Source organism: Novosphingobium sp. CECT 9465 (genome assembly GCF_920987055.1).
In the GTDB taxonomy this organism is placed as follows: domain Bacteria; phylum Pseudomonadota; class Alphaproteobacteria; order Sphingomonadales; family Sphingomonadaceae; genus Novosphingobium.
Genome location: NZ_CAKLBX010000001.1, coordinates 440,721 through 458,441, shown reverse-complemented (window position 1 = coordinate 458,441; position 17,721 = coordinate 440,721). Strand labels below are relative to the sequence as shown.

Genomic DNA, 17,721 nt, shown 5'->3' with positions numbered 1-17,721 from the left:
ACGCTGCGCTTGTTGTCACGATCGGGCGCCAACCCTTGTGCCTCCAGCTGGCACGCCAACCGGATTGTACCGCCATGCAGCGTTTCCTGAACATCGCGTTCCTTCTTATCCTGCTTGTCAGTGGCGCTGCGCTTGTGGCGCTGGGCGGTCAGCTGGTGGCGTTGGGCGGGTCGGCCTGGTATCTGCTCAGCGGGATCGTCATGGTGGTCACAGCCGTGCTTGGCTTCCGGCGCAAGGTCCTATCGATCCGGCTGTTCTGGGCCTTCCTTGCCGCCAATCTCCTGTGGGCGCTATGGGAAGTCGGGCTTGATGGCTGGGCGCTCGCGCCAAGGATCGCGATGCCGTTCTGCCTTGGGTTGTGGATGCTCTCACGCAGCTATCGCAGCCATGTCGGGCTGGCCGAACCTTTGCCGGGCGGGAAAATTCTCTGGCGCGGGCTTGGTTTTGCCGCGGTCGCCTCGGTAGCCGCACTGTTCTGGCTCGATGCCACGCCGCCCGCCATCAGCGATGCCTATGGCCCCTCGCCCGCCACGGTGCAGGATGGCGAATGGACCGCCTACGGCAATGATCGCGGCGGTTCGCGGTTCTCTCCGCTCGCCCAGATCACGCCGGCCAATGTCGGCAATCTCGAACGTATCTGGAGTTTCCATACGGGTCCGGGGCCGAAAGAGGGTAAGCCGTCGTTTCAGGCCAATCCCCTGAAAATTGGCGACAAGGTGTATTTCTGCACCGGTTACAATGATGTGATAGCGCTTGATGCGGAAACCGGCAAACAGGTGTGGCGACACCGCGCCAGGACGGACACGCACGGCGTCTACGGCCTCAGCTGTCGCGGTGTAACCTATTATCAGGTGCCCGGCGCCACCGGGCCGTGTTCGCAACGAATCTATACAGCCACGCTGGATGCCCGCCTGCTGGCGATGGATGCGGCTGACGGGCGCAGTTGCGCAGGCTTCGGCACAAACGGCGTGGTCAGCCTGCTCGAAGGCATGACCCCGGTTGAAAAGGGCTACTATTTCGTCACCTCACCGCCTGCCATCGCGCGTGGCAAGCTTGTGCTGGGTGGTTGGGTAACCGATGGCCAGCATACCGGCGAACCATCGGGCGCTGTTCGCGCGTTCGATGCGGTGACGGGCCGGTTCGCGTGGGCCTTCGATATCGGCAAACCCGATTTCCATGGGCTTCCACCTGAAGGCCAGGCCTTTACCCGTGGTACGCCCAACAGCTGGGCGCCGATGAGTTCGGACGATGCGTTGGGGCTGGTCTATGTGCCCACCGGCAATGCCACGCCCGATTATTTTGGCGGACACCGCACCGCCAATGACGACAAGTACTCCAGTTCGGTCGTCGCGCTCGATTCGGAAACCGGCGCCGTGCGCTGGTCTTTCCAGACCACGCACCACGATCTGTGGGATTATGACGTTCCCGCGCAGCCAACGCTGGTAGACCTGCCCGGCGGGATCAAAGGCCTGCTGCAACCGACCAAGCGCGGCGAGATATTCTTCCTTGATCGTGCCACCGGCAAGCCGATTCTCCCCGTTGCGGAAAAGCCGGTGCCGACCGATGGTGTGCCGGGCGAACGTGTTGCGCCGACGCAGCCTTATTCGGTGGCGTTTCCATCGTTCGGTGGACCGCGCCCCACCGAAAAGGGCATGTGGGGCCTTACCCCCATCGACCAGGCAATGTGCCGCTTGCGCTTTCGCGAGGCGCGGTTTGCGGGTGACATGACGCCGCTTTCCACCAAGCAGCCAACGCTCACATGGCCCGGTTATCTTGGCGGTGTTGACTGGGGCGGCGTGTCGGTCGATCCGGCCCGGCAGTTGATGATCGTCAACAACAATCAGGTCGCCAACTACAACCGCCTGATCCCCCGCAGCGAAGCGGACAAGATGGGCGTCAAGCCGATGACGGCAAAGCACATGTCCGACGTCGGCGGGCCGGTGGCGCAGCAGGGTGTGCCCTATGCCGCGCATATCGCGCCGTTCCTCTCGCCGCTGGCGATACCGTGCCAGCAGCCGCCCTATGGCCATATCAACGCGGTGGATCTGCGCACTGGCAAGATGGTGTGGAGCCGCAGGTTCGGCACATCGCGCGATAGTGGTCCGCTGACCTTGCCAACCTTGCTGCCGATCCCGATGGGTGTTCCCAATATCGGCGGATCGGTGACAACGCGCAGCGGACTGGTGTTCATCGGCGCGACGCAGGAGCATGCGTTCCGCGCCTATGACGTGGCTACGGGCCGCGAGCTTTGGCGCGCGCGCCTTCCAGCAGGCGGCAATGCCTCACCGTCAACCTACTGGTCATCAAAAAGCGGGCGGCAGTTCGTCGTGATTGCGGCAGGCGGGCATGGAGGAATGCTATCGGGGGAAAGCGACGAGATCATCGCTTATGCCCTGCCGAAAAAGTAGGGCCTGACTGACAATGCCGGAAGTTCCCGTAAGGAAACTTCCGGCATTGCGGACGATCAAGCCTCGCTTAATTGAAAGCGAGTTCCAGCCCCGGAACGTCCCATTCGATCATGGCAACGCGTCCGCTGCTGCCCATGGTGACGTAGGCCGTCCGGCGATCCGGCCCGCCAAAAGCGATGTTGGTCGTCAGGAAATCGGGTATCGCCACCACCTCAGGTGCCCCGCCTTCGGCAGGGAAAACAAGCACCGCCCCGACGCCGGGCGATGCGCAGCAGATGCGTCCCACGCTATCGACCGCCAGGCTATCGAGATACATTCCCGGCCCTGCCCGCCCAAGGATCGAGCTGCCATTGGGCATGTGCGAGGTCGAAGTGTCGATCACCCCCGGCGCGGACAGCTGGAAGCTGATCAGGTGCCCCTCGAACGTGAGCGCGACATAGAGAGTCTTGCCATCCGGCGAGAGGCCGACCCCGTTCGGGCCATCCAGTGAAGGCACCACCTCGCGAATTTCAGACCCGTCGGCCTTCGCGTAATAAAGCGCGCCGCGCATGCGGGTGCGCCCGCGGTCACGCCCGAAATCGGTAAACCAGAAGCCTCCGGCATCATCGAACACGATGTCGTTCGGCCCCCAGAAGGGTGTGGTTTCGGAATGTTCGTACAACGTCTCGAACGCGCCGGTTGCCAGATCGACCACTTGAATGGAACCGGGTGGTGTATCCAGCGGTGCCTCCAGCGGCAGCAGCCCCCCATCCGGCAATGTCATGTGCCGGAAGCCGCCATTGTTGCAGACATAGCAGCGCCCGTCAGGCCCGATTGCAGCGCCATTCGGCCCGCCGCCAAGTTCCGCGATGGTTGTTTTCGTCCCATCGGCGGCGATCCGGGTAAGCCTGCCGCCCAGCACTTCGACCACGATCAGGCTGCCGTCCGGCATCGCAACCGGCCCTTCCGGCAGCCACAGACCGTCTGCAAGATAGCCCTTTATTGCCTTGTTCACGCGCCGCCCCTCCCAATGGTTCAGAGCGTCTCTTTCCCGCAGGAGCGGCGGCGCGTATCCTATCTTGCGTCAGAACTAGATGAAATCGGGATGGGCGATGTTGGGCGTGATGCCCAGCAGCGCCTTGCCGAGGATTTCATATCCCACATAGGGCAGGTTGGCGGTGTGCCGCATGCCGAACACGCAATCGCGATACAGGCGCTGCAAATGATTGGCATCGTTGAAGGCGCTTGATCCGGCCAGGAACATCAGCTTGTCCACGGCCTGTGCCAGAAGGTCTACTGCGATGGAGCCTTCCGCCTTGCTCAGCGCCCGCTGCGCCGCTGTCAGCGGCTGCCGGGTCAGGCCCACCTCGTCGACGAGGTCCACGTTCTTGAGCGTGACGGCAATGGCCGCATGAATGCGCGCAGCCGCCTCGCCCAGCTGTGCCTGTGCGTTCACGCATTGCGACTGGTCGTTATAGGTCGTGTACAGGATCTTGCGGCCATGCATCGCATTGGTCACCCGGTCGAGGATTTCCAGCGCGGCCCCGCCCACCACGCAATGGGCGGTAGCGCGCAAGAACGGCATGAAAGGCCAGTAATCCTGTGCTTCACCAACATGCCGCTTGCCGGGATAGTGATTGGCCATGCCGTTCTTTGCGACATAATCGAACTGCGCATGCGGGATGAACACCTTGTCGACACTGATCGTGTTCGATCCTGTGCCCTTCATGCCGATCATGTGCCACGTTTCCTCGATGGTCACATTTTCCATGCGGACATAGGCGTTTCCGCCGTGTTCGACCTTGCCATCGGGGTGATGGATGTTGCAGCCGACTTGTGCCCAATCGGCATGGTAGCAGCCAGAAGCATATGGCCAGCGGCCGGTCAGCAAGTAGCCGCCATCGACCGGCTCCAGTTTGCCCGGAGGATTGGCGACGGCGCAGATCACCGCCTTCCTGCCATCGCCGAACAGGGCTTCCTGCGTGGCATCGGGCGTCAGGCTCGCCGCCCAGGTGCTGCCATGATAAACCGTGTAGACCCAGCCCACCGACGGATCGGCGCGGGCAAGTTCGGCGCCTACGAGCGACATCGCGCGACAGCTGGTGCCATAACCACCCCAGCGGCGCGGCAATGCCATATCCCAGAAACCGGCATCGGTCAGCGCATCGATGACTTCATCGGACAAGCGGCCCTTGTCCGAACAGGTTTCCGCACCCTTGAGGATGACGGGATACAATTCCTTCGCGCGGCCGACGAGTTCCTTCTCGGCCTTTTCATTATAGCCGGTATCGGCGATTTCGGTCTTCCATGCAGCTGCGGTTGCCATGATATTGGTCCTTTCGATCCAGGATTTTGGGGTGTCAGCCTTCTGCCAGGGCGAGGCTGCGTTCATGTTCTTCGGCGTTGGCGATGAAGCCTTCGGGCAGGGGCGGTCCCCACAGGTAAAAGGCATCCACGGGATCGTGATCGCCTGCCTGCCAGGTGGCGGGATCGACCTGATCGAGACCGGTGGTCAGCTCGGCATGGCAGCCCCACGGATCGGCGATGTAGTGGAAGAAGTTGGACCCCAGCACATGGCGGCCAAGCCCCCAGCCCCGCACATATCCGGCCTCGGCCAGGCGATTGGCGCGCAGACCGATGCCGTCGATAGTGCCCATTTCCCAGCTGTAGTGATGCAGGCCGGACGTGGTCGATCCGACCAGCGCAAGGATGTGGTGATCTCCGCCATGGCCGGAATGCAGGAACATCAGGCCATCGCCGCACTGATCGGACATGCGCAGGCCCAGCACCTGGCTGTAGAATTCCAGCGCGCCGGGCGGGTTGCTGGCGAATATGGCAACATGGGAGAGCGCCAACGGTCGTGCATCGGGCGCTTGGCTGTGGAGCGGCGCATGCGGCAGGATCAGCGCTTCGTTGCGGGGCGTGGCAGAGGCGGTCGCCCGGATTTCAAGCAGAAGGCCGTCCGGCCCATCGAGGACCAAAGTCGTTGCGGTGTGGCCAAGAATTGTGGCGCCAAAGGCGGCGGCCGCATCAGCCAGGCCATCGATGTCTTGCGGTTGGCAATCGAAGCGCAGGCCGGTCAACCGGCGGCGAGGCGCATCGCGCAAAGTCATGCTGCTGCCGTCGGCGGCACTGGCGACAACGGTATCGCCCGCTTCGGCCAGCTCCAGGCCCAATGCGGCAACGAATTTGCAGGCTGCATCACGATCCGTAATGTCCAGCGTCACACCGCTGACCCTTGTGACGGCAAGCGTTGTTGGTCCTCTACCTGTCATGTTTTGCTCTCCTTGTTCTCAAAGGACCACGAAAGGCAGGCACGATCGTTGATCCACATCAACAATTTGAACATATTTTGTTCTAATTGTTCAACACAGAGCGGATCGGGAATGCGTTCAAGCCCAGATTGCAGAGGCCTTGCTCGGAAAGTCGCGCAGACGTTACTGGTGGCGTTTACGGGCCAGTGCGCTTAAAAACTGGCCGCGCTGGCGTTGCCATGCCGCAGCGATTTCGGGCGTCCATCCCGCTGCATTCAAATCGCGCACCACGTCTGTCAGCGCGTCCAGCCATGCTTCGTACAGGCTGAAATCTTCCACCCCGTAGGCCACATGATCGGCAGCAATGGTCGCCAGCGTCGGCCCGACATAGCCTTCGCCACGCGCCTGATCGACCAGCATGGTCAGCATTTCAGCCAGCATCCGCCCCCGCGCCTGCGGGTCGAGCGTATCGAGCTGGAACAGCGCCTCTGCTTTCGGAGCGATTTCAAAGAAACGCGCGAAAACGAGCGGGGTGATGTCGCCGCCCCGTTCCGCTGCAACTTCGAATGACCGTTCGAGAAGGGCGGCGCAATCCAGAACGATTCCTTCAGACATATTGGCTGATCGGGACGGTCACGGTCAGCCCATCGAGATCGGGTGTGATGGCAATCTGGCAGGAAAGCCGGGTGCGCGGCGCGGTATCTTCGAGGAGCGAATCCTCATTTTCATCCGCGCGCGGAAGCAGGGCAAACCAGCTTTCGGCCACCTGCACCTTGCACGTGGCGCATGTGGTGCAGCCGTTGCATTCGCCATTGATCCCCGGCACGTCGTTTTCGACGGCAACCCGCATCAGGTTCGTATCCGAACCGGCCTCAATCGTGCGGGTCGTGCCATCGTGAAGCTGAAAGGTAATTCTGGTCATCGGTCGGTTCTCTCTCAACCCAGCAAAAGCGGAACGGCGCGCGGCTGAATGACCCCGCCCAGATCGGTCAGCACCTCGACCCCGCTGTCATAGCGGAATTCGGGCAGCTCACGCAGAATGGTGGTCATGGCCACGGTCAGTTCGCGGCGCGCCAGATGATGGCCAAGGCAATGGTGAATGCCCGAACCGAAGGCCAGGTGCGTGGGCCGACGGTCGATACGGAATTCTTCGGGATGATCGAATTGTTCCGGGTCGTTGCTGCCCAGCAAGGTTGCCATCAGCACCTTGTCACCCGGCTTGATCGTCACCCCGCCGATCTCGATTTCCTTGATGCAGGTGCGGAAGGTGCTGGCAGGGGAATAAAACCGCAGCAGTTCCTGGATGGCATCGGGGATCAGCGCGGGATTGGCGCGCAATGTGCGCTGCAGTTCAAGATCGTTACCAAGGTGCCGGAACTGCCAGCACAAGTTGGTCGTCACCGTATCCAGTCCACCGATGAACAGGTTGAAGCAGAAGCCCACCACTTCGTCATCGGTCAGGCTGCGATCCCCCAGCTTTGCGTTCAGCGCGAAGCTGACCAGATCGGTGCCCGGATTGGCGCGGCGCTCCTTCATCACGTCGCGGAACAGGCCGACGACATTGCGCGTGGCCGTCTGCAAGTGCTCCATGTTCAGATCATGGAGCAGCATGTGCTCCCACTCCATGAACTCGTCCATCCGCTCCAGCGGCAAGCCCAGCAGATCGAGCACAATCGACACGGGGAAAGGAACGGCAAATTCCGCGCGGAAATCGATAGACTTCTTATCCCGGAATTTCGCCACCAGATCGCCGGCAACCGAAGTGACCTTGGCTTCCAGCTTCTTCAGCGCAGCAGGCGTGAACAGGGGATTGAGCAGAGCGCGATACTGATCGTGCAGCGGAGCATCGGCTTCTGCGGGAACATTGCCCCAGCTTTCGCCGATCATCATTGCGAACGGGGCAAAGCCCTTCACCGTGAAATGCGTGTCATCCGCATAAATCGCGCGCAGATCGGCAAAGCGGCGGACAACCCAGGCCGGGGTTCCGCCCGGATAGGCATCCATTGCATAGAACACCGGCGGAGCGAAACGATGCACATCATGCACCATGCGGTCGTAAGGATTGCCGCTGGTAATGTTGCCCAGCACGAAGGGATAATTGCGAACCAGTTCGGCCGGAACGTGATCCGGGACTGGCTGCATCGTGGTCATGAATTGCATTGTGAAATCCTCTCAGGATTTTTGTAGCCGTTGGTCAGACGTCCCATTCAACGGGGATCGAGTCTGCGCCGCGCAGGTTAAGTCCGCGCACGAACGCCGGGGCCGTGCCCGCAGCGGGGCGCAAGTTCGGCAGATCAAGCAGCGCGTCCAGCGCGACTTCCAGTTCGGCGAGCGCGAGATGCATCCCCATGCAGATGTGCGGACCAAAGCCAAAGCTGAGCAAGGGGCGCATGGGCCGCTTGATCCACAGTTCATCGGGGCGTTCATACGTTTCGGGATCGCGATTGGCCGAAGCGATCGACAATGAAACGGCAGTACCGGCAGGAATCGTCACGCCGCCAACCACCATGTCCTTGTCGGCGATGCGGGCAAGCGCGGCTGCTGTCGGATCGCGGCGCATGGTTTCGTTGATCGCCTTCGGGATCAGCGAACGGTCCTGGCGGATCTCTTCCATCACATCGGGGCATTCGAGCAACTGCACCATCATGTTGCCAAATGCGCGGGTTGTGGTTTCGCCCGCCGCCAGCAGCAACATGCGCACGAAGGCGGTGATGTCGTTGTCATCGAAACGCTTGCCGTCGATTTCGGTCCGCATCATGTAGCTGATAACGTCATCACCATCGGTTCCGGCAGCACGGCGCGCGGCAACAATCGGCAGGATCGTCTGGTGCATTTCAATGCCCGCCGCCATTGATGCAGGCACCGTCACTTGGGCAACTTCGGGTTTGAACTGCGGCCCGGCCAGAACTTGCAGCGCCAGGCCTGCCAGCTTTTGCACAACGCGTGGATCATCGGGGAAGCCCAGGTAGGCATAGGCGACGCGCAAGGGGAACGGCAGCGCAAAATCGCGCATCAGATCGATCTTCCCCAGCGGGCGCATCGCCGCGACATACTCATCGCGGATGATCGGCTTGATCAGCGTATCGATCTGCGCGCGGACGACCGATCGCTGGAACGGTTTCGAAATCAGATCACGGTATTTGTCGTGGACTTCGCCGTCCATGCCGGTGAACAGCATGTTGTCGACCGCCGCGCCAAAGCCTTCTGCCAGCAGATAGCTTTTCCAGTTCGCCGGGTCCTTCAGGACCGCATGCACGTCCTTGTAGCGGAACAGCGTCACGATCGGGCGGCCGGAACGCATGAAATCCGCCTGGCTTGGGACTTCATATTCGGCAAGAATATCACCCTGCATCACCGGACACGCGCTGCGCTTCTGTTGCAGCAGCGGATAAGGATTGGCAGGGCAGCGACCTGTATAAGTATCGCTGACCAGGCGATAATCGCTCAGCATCTTGTCGAGTGGATCGATCCGGTCGACTCCCATGGAGTGCTCCTCACTGGAATTTGAATGTGGTGAACTGTCTTGCGGCAGCATTCCGGGTTGGCTCGCGCGATTTGCCGACGCCCGCCCGCAATGCTGCTTTTCGTCGCAAGTGTTCAGTTCAGAGGAAGATCGCCAGATTGGGCATGCCCAGCACGACCTGATCGACCAGCACCGTACGCTGGACCAGCAAGTAGCGTTCGCCGTTCCACCGCAGGCGATCATTGCGCTCTGCACTCAACTGCTTGTAATCGCGCGCATCGGCACGGTTGCGGGTGAGCAGCAGATAGCTAGACACTTCGTATTCGCCGGGAATGTCCGTTTCCCAGACAGAGATGTTGGTGACGAACCGGCGAACGCGCGATGCGGGGTCTTCGGACCAGGCGCTCTTGGTTCCGGTCAGGCGCTGGACGCGGGCCGTCATCGAACCATAGTCGTCATCCATGTGACCGACCTCGCTGCTGAACTCGCTGTCGAAGCCCTGCACCCGGCGGGTAAGGCGCACGGGCACCTTGTAGATCAGGTCTTCCGCAAAATAGGTCTGCCATTCGTCAAGCTGGCGATGATCGAGCAGGCGCGCCTCGCGGATCATCCACCCCATGATCTGGTTGTAGACTTCGCTTCCATAAGCAACTTCGGTCAGCGAGCTGCTGGTCGTCGAAGGCTTCATTTCAATTGAAATAGACATCTTTCAATCCTTTGCATAACCGACGGATCAGCGCTTGGTCATCAGTTCGTGATAGGCCAGCCACCAGTTCCACTGCGCATCGTCCTTGCTGAAGCCCGAATAGACGCGCGCCTTGTTCGGCCAGTCGTCGGGGCGGTTTTCGCCAAGGATCGCCTGGTATTTCAGCGTTTCGGTGCGGCCCATGAACCCGCGCGATGCTTCGGACATGTGCGGCCAGGTATCGCTGTCGTCCTGTTCGATGATGCCGGAGGTGCCGGTAAGCTGCGCTGCGGCGGCGCGCATCATGTGCTTGACCTCAGGCGTGGCGTCCTTTTCGGTGAAGAAATAGGTCACCCATTCGAATTTATCGACGCCCTTGGGGTTGATCGAATGCAGCACCAGCGCCGAACCCAATGTGCCATCGCGCAGCGGGGCATAGACGAACAGGATGTTCACGTTGGGGAACATGCCGCCGACAACCGGCGGGGCCTTGGCAAAAACGTGCAACTGTTCAGCGGTCAGGTTCTTGCGCACTTGCGGCAGCAGTTCCTTGGTGATGCCGGGAGGCGGCATCAGTTCAAGGCGTTCGTCATCGGTCATGCCCGGATGAGTCTTGCCCGCCATCATTGCCCAGCTCGTGTCAGCCGGAATGCAACGCAGCGAATGGCCGTTGCCCGAAACGTTCACGCCGTACATGGCAGGGGCGCTTTCGTGCTCGGTGTTTTCCTCGCCCGCCATCGCGCCGCCTTCGAGCAGCGAACCATGCAGAGTGAGCGTGTGGAAGCCGTCGCAGGCCGACTGTTCGCCCGCCGTCTTCCAGTTCGCGTCAATCGTCAGGCGCTGCGGGGGGCCAAGCACTTCGAGGCCGTTGTCCGTGCGGCAGAACAGCATTTCGTAATAGAACTTCATGTCGCCGAGCCAGTCGTCCAGCGACGGGCCGTCATGATTGAACGTGGCGAATACGAGGCCACCAAGCGTTGCGACGCGCGCCTTCTTCAGGCCCAGCTGTTCCTTCGACTTGATTTCACCATGCATCTTTTCCTTTTCGATCGGCGCGCCGATGAAGCTGCCGTCGGGGCGGAAGGCCCAGCCGTGATAGATGCACTTGTGCACACGGGCGTTGCCTGAATCCGAAAGGCACACATGCATGGCGCGGTGCGGACAGACGTTCAACGAGACGTGGACCTGATTGTCGGCCGCGCGGGCGACGATCACCTGATCTTCGCCCATCAGGCGCACGACATAGTCACCGACCTTGGGGATTTCGCTTTCATGGCCGAGCAGCAGCCAGGCCCTGGCGAAGATGCGCTCCATTTCCAGTTCGTAAAGATCGGGATCGTAAAGCGTGGCGACGGACACCTCGCGATTTTCCAGATCGATCAAGTGGGAAACGGGGTCGTCCTGAAACTTGCTGAGATGGTCGATACGCATGACAAAGTATCCCTTCCGGTTTGGCCGTTTTCAGATTGCGATGGTGAGATTTCTCGCCGGATGGACAGCCCGCGGCAGAAACAGGTTTGCGCGCATATCCCGCGCCTTGCGGTTGCAAAGGGCGGGCAGACTGGAACCGATGAGACAGAGTTTGTTCATTTTGTCCTCTCAAGGAGGACTAAAGCCCTAAAAGGCCGATTCCCACTTTGACGCAGGTCAAATTTGCATCTTTGCTGCAAAAGAATGTTGCAGCATCTGCGCGCGCAGATGCAGCGACCGCGCAGTCGCGCGGCTATCGTTCCTGAATGTCAGACGAGGTGGAAAGCCGGTGCGGACCTACTTCTGACGTGCGCGCCGCTCTGCCAGCCAGCCGCGCAACAGCAAACCCGGCATCCGCAGCTTCACACGCCAGGGAAACAAAGTGAACGCACCCCACATGTCCGCTGGCGCAACGAAAATCGTTGTCGCCATTGAACCCATCATCTTGCCCTTGATAACCAGTCGTTCGCCATCGAGATCAATCGACTTGACGTCCATCATCTCCACGCCATCCTTGCTGTAGAGCTTCATTCGCAGATTTCCCGATTGTCCGAGGTGGCTGTTTCGTACGCGAGCGACAAAGGTTTGACCACATTCCGGCGCGGAGAAATGACCCGGCGCAAAATTCATCTTACAAAGCGCATTCAACCTGCCGCAACGCCCAAGGCATCCTGCATCGCCGATCAGGCGCTTGTCACGGGAAAGACGCTGGTCGTCGACGGCTGTCAGCAATCTTGTTGACTGACCCTGCCGAACTATAGGGGCATGGTATTGCCCGCTCACCGATGGCAGGTCCGCTGCTGAATTCAGAAGCGAATCCGCTTTTCAAACCCACAGGTGCCCCGATGACCGAAGCTCTATCAAAGCTGAATTTCCGCGATATTGGCGGATTGCCAACGACCGGCGGCGGCATCGTGCGCCCCGGCATCATCTATCGCTCCGAAGGTCCGGCAAGTTTCGAACCGATTCATCGCGAAGAGCTGACTGCCCTGAATATCAAGCTGGTCTGCGACTTGCGGTCTGCCGGCGAACGCGACAAGGACCCGAACAACTGGGCCGCGACCGCGCGCCTGCTGAATCTTGACGTGACGGCTGACTTGCGGGTCAAGACCAACAACGGCTGGGAAGCATTGCGCGAAGACCAGTCCCCTGAAACGGTGCGCCGCGCACTGACTGACAATTATGCGTCGATCCCCGCAGCGCTGCTCCCGCACTTGTCCCATCTGGTGGAATCGATCGTTGACGGTGAAACTCCCATGCTGGTGCACTGCACCGCCGGAAAGGACCGTACCGGCGTGATGATTGCGCTGCTGCTGCGCGCTGTCGGAGTGCCCGATGACGTCGTGATCGCCGATTATGAACGGTCCGACGTATTCGCCAAGAACCTGCGCCTGCGGGGCGGAATCGAAGAGCAGTTCCTGGAGGCTTTCGGCTTCGTGCCGACCCAGGGATTGATCGACGCCATGATTGGCGTCGACGTTGCGTTTCTTGAAGCTGCCTTTGCCGCAATCTCGGCGGAATACGGCAACCTTGAAGGCTATTTCGGAGCCGCCGGCGTCGACTCTCGCCTGCTGGCGCGTTTCCGTGACACCATGGTTGCCGACGCCTGACGATGGGAACCCGCAGGCAGGTCCAAAACCTGCCTGCTGCCCGTCCGTTCGCGGCTTAGGACCAGCGGCTCAACGCCGTTTCGATCGCCAGCGTTTGGGGCGGGATAACATTGCCGGGGGTGGCGGAAAAGCGCGGTGCGGGCGCAGGCTGGCTGATCCCGTCATAGCCTGCGAAGCTCGCCCGTGCGACATTGTGCGGGTGGGTCGGCGCCTCTGCCATCGAAAGAACGGGCGTGACGCAAGCATCGGTTTGCGCAAACAATGCCGCCCATTCATCCCGCGGGCGGGTGGCGAACATGGCCTTGAAATCGGCCTCCATGCGCGGCCAGTCGGCACGATCATCCTGCCGGTATCCGCGATCTTCCAACCCCAGGCCCTTGATCATCTGGGCAAAGAACTGGGGTTCCAGGCAACCCACCGCCACATCGCGGCCATCGGCACAGCGATAGCACCGGTAGAATGGCGCTCCGCCGTCCAGCAGGTTGGACGCGGGGGCGTCGGTCCACAGGCCCTTCGGCTCCCAGGCATAGAACAGGCTCATCAGCGAAGGAACGCCATCTGTGATGCAGGCATCGACCACCTGCCCCTTGCCCGTCGCCTTGGCTGAAAGGATTGCAGCCAGCAGGCCCGCGATCAGAAACATCGCACCGCCGCCATAATCGCCGACAAGGTTAAGCGGCACAGGCGGCGGGTTGGAGCCATCACCCATCGCATGAAGGGCACCGGTAATCGACAGATAGTTGATATCGTGCCCGGCGCGCAACGCCAGCGGGCCGCTTTGCCCCCAGCCCGTCATGCGGCCGAAAACGAGCGCGGGATTGCGCGCCAGGCAGTCTTCAGGGCCAAGCCCAAGGCGCTCCATCACGCCGGGCCGATAGCCCTCGATCAGCGCATCGGCCGTTTCGATCAGGTCCATGAGCGCGGCGCGATCGCCTTCATCTTTCAGGTTCAGAAAAGTGACGGCGCGGCTGCGGTGCAGAATATCGCCGCCAACATCATCCCACGCGCCCGCGCCAGCGCTGGGCGGCCGAGCAACGCGCACGATGTCTGCCCCCATGTCCGCAAGCAGCATGGCGGCGAGCGGCACGGGGCCGATAGCGTCGATTTCGACGATGCGAATGCCGGCAAGCGGCCCCGTCCTGCCTGTCATCAGATGTTGGTCCGGTCTGCACCCTTGAGGTCGAGGATTTCGCGCGCCTCATCCGGCGTCGCTACTTCAAGCCCGATGCCTTCGATGATCTGGCGCGCGATGGTGACTTGCTGGGCATTGGTTTCGGCCAGCTTGCCTTTGCCCGCCCACAATGAATCTTCAAGACCCACGCGAATGTTGCCGCCCATCGATGCCGCCATCGCAACGATGCTCATCTGACGCGCCCCTGCACCCAGTACCGACCATTCATACTGATCGCCGAACAATCGGTCTGCCGTCCGCTTCATATGCATCACATCGTCCGGGTGGCTGCCGATGCCGCCCAGGATGCCAAAGCAGGTCTGGATGAACAGCGGGGCCTTCACCAGCCCGCGATCCAGGAAATACTTGAGGTTGTAGAGATGGCTGGTGTCGTAGCATTCGAACTCGAACCGGGTGCCAAGCGGGGTCAGGATGCCCAGCAGACGCTCAATATCGGCAAAAGTGTTCTTGAACACCAGATCGCGCGATGCTTCGAGTGCGGGAGCTTCCCAAGCGTGCTTGAAGGTCTTGTAGCGATCCAGCATCGGGAAAAGGCCGAAACCCATTGTCCCCATGTTAAGCGAGGCCACTTCGGGAGCGAAGGTCTGTGCCGGGCGAATCCGTTCCTCCACTGCCATCGACGGATGGCCGCCGGTGGTGAGGTTCAGCACCGCATCGGAACGCTGCTTGATGACCTTGAGGAAAGGCTGGAACAGATCGGGGTTCTGATCCGGGCGGCCATCGACCGGATTGCGCGCGTGCAGGTGAATGATTGCGGCACCGGCTTCGGCAGCGCCGATGGCGGACTCGGCAATTTCTTCTGCCGTGACAGGCAGGAATTCCGACATCGACGGAGTATGGATTGCACCCGTGATGGCGCAACTGATGATGACCTTGCCTTTTGCCATTGTGTCCTCGTGTAAGTGCCGATGGCGGTTACGGTGCCTTGTGCCCGCCCCGGAAGCACCGTGGCGGACCGTTGCGCGCCTATCTTAAGTCAGGATGCCGAACTGGCGCGCGCGCAGCACGGCTTGCGGACGGCGGCGCACACCCAGCTTGTCGTAGATTTGCTGCATGTACCACTTGACCGTGCCTTCGGTGAGACCAAGCCGTTCGCCGATCTCGCGGTTGCGCAAGCCGCCGCCAACCATGATCAGGATATCGACTTCGCGGCTGGCAAGGCGTCCGGTAAGGCCAAACGCCCTTTCGCTTTCGTCAACATCGATCTGGGGACCGTTGTCGACCCGCGCCACCAGCATCGCCGCAAACTTGTCAGCACGGGTATCAAGCGCCGGACCATTGGCATAGGCTTCGCTCAACAAGGCGGTGATCACTTCGCCCTCATCCAGGAAAACGCGAATCCAGCCCGCAGGTTCGGCCAGTTCAACCGCAGAACGGACCGCGCGCCGCGCTTTGGAACGATTGCCCTGCAGCACGAATATTTCTGCCAGCAGAAGCTCGAATTCAACGGCCGAGCGGACCGCGCCGCTGCGCCGCACGAATTCCAGCCATCGCGTGGCGACCTTGCAGGCGCGCGCCAGGCGGTGGCGCTGCATCTCGATCCGTATCCACGCCATGGCAAGGCATTCACGACGTCGCGAAGGGTTCAGCGTGGGGACCGGCTCTTCTTCGAGAGACTGGCCCACAGCGCGCAGGGCTGCCTCGGCCTCGTCGATCTGGCCCGACTTTATCAGAATCCTGACCTGCTCTGCCACCACATGGGCGCGAAGCCGCTCCAGACCGCATTCGATGGCAACAAGATGCGCTTCTTCAAGTCCGGCCAATGCCGTTACGCTGTCATCCTTTGCAAAAGCCAGGCGCGCGCGCACGAGATACCCTGAAGCAAGCTGATCGACGAGACCCCATTGCCTGATTCCCGGCAAATAGCGTTCAACCAGTTCGCCAGCCGCATCCATTTCCCCGATTTCGTAGAGAAGTTCGGCATATGGCAACGCGGGCAAGGCCGCCAGGCCGGGAATTTCGGCATCACGAGCATTGGCAGATGCCAAAGCTTCTTCACTGAAACGACGCGCAATGCCGGTTTTGCCTTGCGCCATCAGCGTCGGGACAATCGAACACTTCAGCGCGATCGACGCGAATTCGGCACCTTGCCGATCAAGCGCCCGGCGCACCTCTGCCTCCAGTTTGAGTGTATCGTGAAAATGATAGAACTCACGCCGTGCGACAATGACCTGCCCAAGAAGGGTGCAACTCAGATAGGCTTCATCATCACCGATTTCGGAAATGAGCTGTTCCGCATCACGCTCGACACGGCTGAGATCATCCTGAGCGGCGGCGAGCATGATCTGCCGATGGCGGATATGATGGTCCAGTCCAATCGCTGCATAGCTGTCAAGCTTGCCCTGTTCGGCAAGTGTGTCGCGCAGGGCAATGGCAGTATCGATCAGCCGCGATGCTGAAGCGAAGGATAGCCGACGAATACGCCGCCAGGCCATCGCCAGGATCAGCATCGGCCTGGTCGAGATAACCGGCCATGGCAGTTCCGTCGCAATTTCGTCCAGTCGATTGAGGTGCCCTGCGGTGGTCAGATCATTGGCAAGGAGGTCAAGCTGATCTGCCAGAAACTCCTGATCGCCGCTGGCTGAGGCATGCTCCAGCGCCTTCAGCAGATCACCTCTTCCGGCAAAGAACCGGCTGGCGCGGCGGTGAATTTCGGCCGCGCGGGCAAACGCCCGTTCATAAAGGCGGCCAAGTGCCATCGCGCGAAACAGCGGGTGATAGGCATAGACGCTGCGTTCCTCATCGATGGCATCGATAAACAGGCCGGCGCGATAGGCATCGTCAAGCATGGCCCGCGCATTGTCATCACCAGTCACGGCGGCACACGAAGGTCCGGTCAATTCTTCGAGAATGCAGGTGTTTATAAGGAAGTCCCGCATTTCCGGCGTTTGGAGCGCCAGAACCTCTTCGGAAAAATAACTGGTGAACTCCCTGCGCAGGTTGTCCGATAACGGTTGCCAGGTCTTGCCGCGCGCCAGTTCGCGACGGTAAAGTTCCCCGCCAATGACCAGTCCCGACGCCCAGCCATGGGCATCGCGCACGATCTGCTGCATGATTTCGGCATCGACCGGAACGCCCGCCACGCGCGCGATCAGTTCGCTTGCCTCATCGTCGTCAAATGCCAGTTCGGACGCGCCAACTTCGACCAGAAAACCGAGCGAGCGTGCGCGAGCCACCGGGATCGGCAAGGCCCCGCGGGAAACCAGGATCACGGTCATTGCATCGCGTGCGCTGGAAATGGCCTGACTGATGAAATCCAGCACCGGGACCGGCAGCAAATGCGCATCATCGATAACCAGAACCGGCGGCTTTTCATGCACTTGCGCCAATGCTGCAAGCCAGCTTTCTTCGGAACTATCGCCCGCCAGATCATCCCAGGCCAGCCCTGCCGCAAGGCCGGACGCCTTCAGCGCGCCGAAGAAGGACGGGAAATCCCGAATGCCCGCCCGGACGGAAAGCCACAGCGCCGGGCGGCCCTCTGCCTTCATCAGATTGTGGCAATAGAGCGCCGCTGTCGTCTTGCCACTGCCCGCAGGGGCGCAGAACGTGACGAGCCGGGCGCGCGCAATCGGCTCGACCAGGTTGAGAAAGCCTTTGCGCGGAACGACTATTGACGTTGCGCGCGGGGGGATGATCGTCGTGGGGACAAGACCCATGATG

16 protein-coding genes are annotated in these 17,721 nt (G+C 61.0%); 3 read left to right on the top strand and 13 right to left on the bottom strand.

The window, feature by feature from the left end:
* Positions 1-74 precede the first annotated feature (74 nt).
* Positions 75-2,408: a membrane-bound PQQ-dependent dehydrogenase, glucose/quinate/shikimate family gene (locus tag LUA85_RS02170; protein WP_231466701.1), complete on the top strand. Its 2,334-nt coding sequence runs from the start codon at positions 75-77 to the stop codon at positions 2,406-2,408.
* 67 nt (positions 2,409-2,475) lie between these two features.
* Here the strand turns inward: LUA85_RS02170 and LUA85_RS02165 are convergent, their stop codons facing one another.
* From LUA85_RS02165 to LUA85_RS02120, 10 genes are all read right to left on the bottom strand, one after another.
* Positions 2,476-3,402, bottom strand: coding sequence for an SMP-30/gluconolactonase/LRE family protein (locus tag LUA85_RS02165; RefSeq protein ID WP_231466700.1), 927 nt, complete (start codon positions 3,400-3,402; stop codon positions 2,476-2,478).
* A 75-nt stretch (positions 3,403-3,477) separates the two neighbouring features.
* The gene (locus LUA85_RS02160) at positions 3,478-4,713 is read right to left on the bottom strand and encodes an acyl-CoA dehydrogenase family protein (RefSeq protein ID WP_231466699.1); all 1,236 of its coding nucleotides are present in this window, start codon (positions 4,711-4,713) and stop codon (positions 3,478-3,480) included.
* Positions 4,714-4,747: 34 nt separating this feature from the next.
* Positions 4,748-5,662: a VOC family protein gene (locus LUA85_RS02155; protein WP_231466698.1), complete on the bottom strand. Its 915-nt coding sequence runs from the start codon at positions 5,660-5,662 to the stop codon at positions 4,748-4,750.
* Positions 5,663-5,824: 162 nt separating this feature from the next.
* Positions 5,825-6,256: a globin gene (locus LUA85_RS02150; RefSeq protein ID WP_231466697.1), complete on the bottom strand. Its 432-nt coding sequence runs from the start codon at positions 6,254-6,256 to the stop codon at positions 5,825-5,827.
* Complete coding sequence (locus tag LUA85_RS02145) at positions 6,249-6,563, bottom strand: 2Fe-2S iron-sulfur cluster-binding protein (RefSeq protein WP_231466696.1); 315 nt, start codon at positions 6,561-6,563, stop codon at positions 6,249-6,251. Before LUA85_RS02145 ends, LUA85_RS02150 begins: the two co-directional genes overlap by 8 nt.
* A gap of 14 nt (positions 6,564-6,577) precedes the next feature.
* Positions 6,578-7,801, bottom strand: coding sequence for a cytochrome P450 (locus LUA85_RS02140; RefSeq protein ID WP_231466695.1), 1,224 nt, complete (start codon positions 7,799-7,801; stop codon positions 6,578-6,580).
* 34 nt (positions 7,802-7,835) lie between these two features.
* Positions 7,836-9,125, bottom strand: coding sequence for a cytochrome P450 (locus tag LUA85_RS02135; RefSeq protein ID WP_231466694.1), 1,290 nt, complete (start codon positions 9,123-9,125; stop codon positions 7,836-7,838).
* A gap of 118 nt (positions 9,126-9,243) precedes the next feature.
* Positions 9,244-9,810, bottom strand: coding sequence for a 3-phenylpropionate/cinnamic acid dioxygenase subunit beta (locus tag LUA85_RS02130; protein WP_231466693.1), 567 nt, complete (start codon positions 9,808-9,810; stop codon positions 9,244-9,246).
* 27 nt (positions 9,811-9,837) lie between these two features.
* Complete coding sequence (locus LUA85_RS02125) at positions 9,838-11,220, bottom strand: Rieske 2Fe-2S domain-containing protein (RefSeq protein WP_231466692.1); 1,383 nt, start codon at positions 11,218-11,220, stop codon at positions 9,838-9,840.
* A 336-nt stretch (positions 11,221-11,556) separates the two neighbouring features.
* Positions 11,557-11,790: a hypothetical protein gene (locus LUA85_RS02120; RefSeq protein WP_231466691.1), complete on the bottom strand. Its 234-nt coding sequence runs from the start codon at positions 11,788-11,790 to the stop codon at positions 11,557-11,559.
* Positions 11,791-11,805: 15 nt separating this feature from the next.
* On the opposite strand from LUA85_RS02120, the gene LUA85_RS02115 reads away from it, so the two are divergent.
* Both LUA85_RS02115 and LUA85_RS02110 read left to right on the top strand, forming a co-directional pair.
* Positions 11,806-12,000: a hypothetical protein gene (locus LUA85_RS02115; RefSeq protein ID WP_231466690.1), complete on the top strand. Its 195-nt coding sequence runs from the start codon at positions 11,806-11,808 to the stop codon at positions 11,998-12,000.
* Positions 12,001-12,104: 104 nt separating this feature from the next.
* On the top strand, positions 12,105-12,869 hold the full coding sequence (locus LUA85_RS02110; RefSeq protein WP_231466689.1) for a tyrosine-protein phosphatase: 765 nt from the start codon (positions 12,105-12,107) through the stop codon (positions 12,867-12,869).
* 55 nt (positions 12,870-12,924) lie between these two features.
* On the opposite strand, the gene LUA85_RS02105 is transcribed toward LUA85_RS02110, so the two are convergent.
* From LUA85_RS02105 to LUA85_RS02095, 3 genes are all read right to left on the bottom strand, one after another.
* A complete protein-coding gene (locus tag LUA85_RS02105) occupies positions 12,925-14,019 on the bottom strand; it encodes a CaiB/BaiF CoA-transferase family protein (protein WP_305799982.1) in 1,095 nt (364 codons plus the stop codon).
* On the bottom strand, positions 14,019-14,948 hold the full coding sequence (locus tag LUA85_RS02100) for a 3-keto-5-aminohexanoate cleavage protein (RefSeq protein ID WP_231466688.1): 930 nt from the start codon (positions 14,946-14,948) through the stop codon (positions 14,019-14,021). The genes LUA85_RS02105 and LUA85_RS02100 overlap by 1 nt, the downstream gene beginning before the upstream one ends.
* 84 nt (positions 14,949-15,032) lie before the next feature.
* Positions 15,033-17,717, bottom strand: a complete 2,685-nt coding sequence (locus LUA85_RS02095) for a LuxR C-terminal-related transcriptional regulator (RefSeq protein ID WP_231466687.1) — start codon at positions 17,715-17,717, stop codon at positions 15,033-15,035.
* Positions 17,718-17,721 lie beyond the last annotated feature (4 nt).

Excerpts from the sequence above, each read along its gene's own strand:
- LUA85_RS02105 (WP_305799982.1), bottom strand. The coding sequence starts at position 14,019 with ATGACAGGCAGGACGGGGCCGCTTGCCGGCATTCGCATCGTCGAAATC.
- LUA85_RS02145 (WP_231466696.1), bottom strand. The coding sequence starts at position 6,563 with ATGACCAGAATTACCTTTCAGCTTCACGATGGCACGACCCGCACGATT.
- LUA85_RS02170 (WP_231466701.1), top strand. The coding sequence starts at position 75 with ATGCAGCGTTTCCTGAACATCGCGTTCCTTCTTATCCTGCTTGTCAGT.
- LUA85_RS02150 (WP_231466697.1), bottom strand. The coding sequence starts at position 6,256 with ATGTCTGAAGGAATCGTTCTGGATTGCGCCGCCCTTCTCGAACGGTCA.
- LUA85_RS02135 (WP_231466694.1), bottom strand. The coding sequence starts at position 9,125 with ATGGGAGTCGACCGGATCGATCCACTCGACAAGATGCTGAGCGATTAT.
- LUA85_RS02095 (WP_231466687.1), bottom strand. The coding sequence starts at position 17,717 with ATGGGTCTTGTCCCCACGACGATCATCCCCCCGCGCGCAACGTCAATA.
- LUA85_RS02120 (WP_231466691.1), bottom strand. The coding sequence starts at position 11,790 with ATGAAGCTCTACAGCAAGGATGGCGTGGAGATGATGGACGTCAAGTCG.
- LUA85_RS02155 (WP_231466698.1), bottom strand. The coding sequence starts at position 5,662 with ATGACAGGTAGAGGACCAACAACGCTTGCCGTCACAAGGGTCAGCGGT.
- LUA85_RS02130 (WP_231466693.1), bottom strand. The coding sequence starts at position 9,810 with ATGTCTATTTCAATTGAAATGAAGCCTTCGACGACCAGCAGCTCGCTG.
- LUA85_RS02110 (WP_231466689.1), top strand. The coding sequence starts at position 12,105 with ATGACCGAAGCTCTATCAAAGCTGAATTTCCGCGATATTGGCGGATTG.
- LUA85_RS02100 (WP_231466688.1), bottom strand. The coding sequence starts at position 14,948 with ATGGCAAAAGGCAAGGTCATCATCAGTTGCGCCATCACGGGTGCAATC.
- LUA85_RS02160 (WP_231466699.1), bottom strand. The coding sequence starts at position 4,713 with ATGGCAACCGCAGCTGCATGGAAGACCGAAATCGCCGATACCGGCTAT.
- LUA85_RS02125 (WP_231466692.1), bottom strand. The coding sequence starts at position 11,220 with ATGCGTATCGACCATCTCAGCAAGTTTCAGGACGACCCCGTTTCCCAC.
- LUA85_RS02140 (WP_231466695.1), bottom strand. The coding sequence starts at position 7,801 with ATGCAATTCATGACCACGATGCAGCCAGTCCCGGATCACGTTCCGGCC.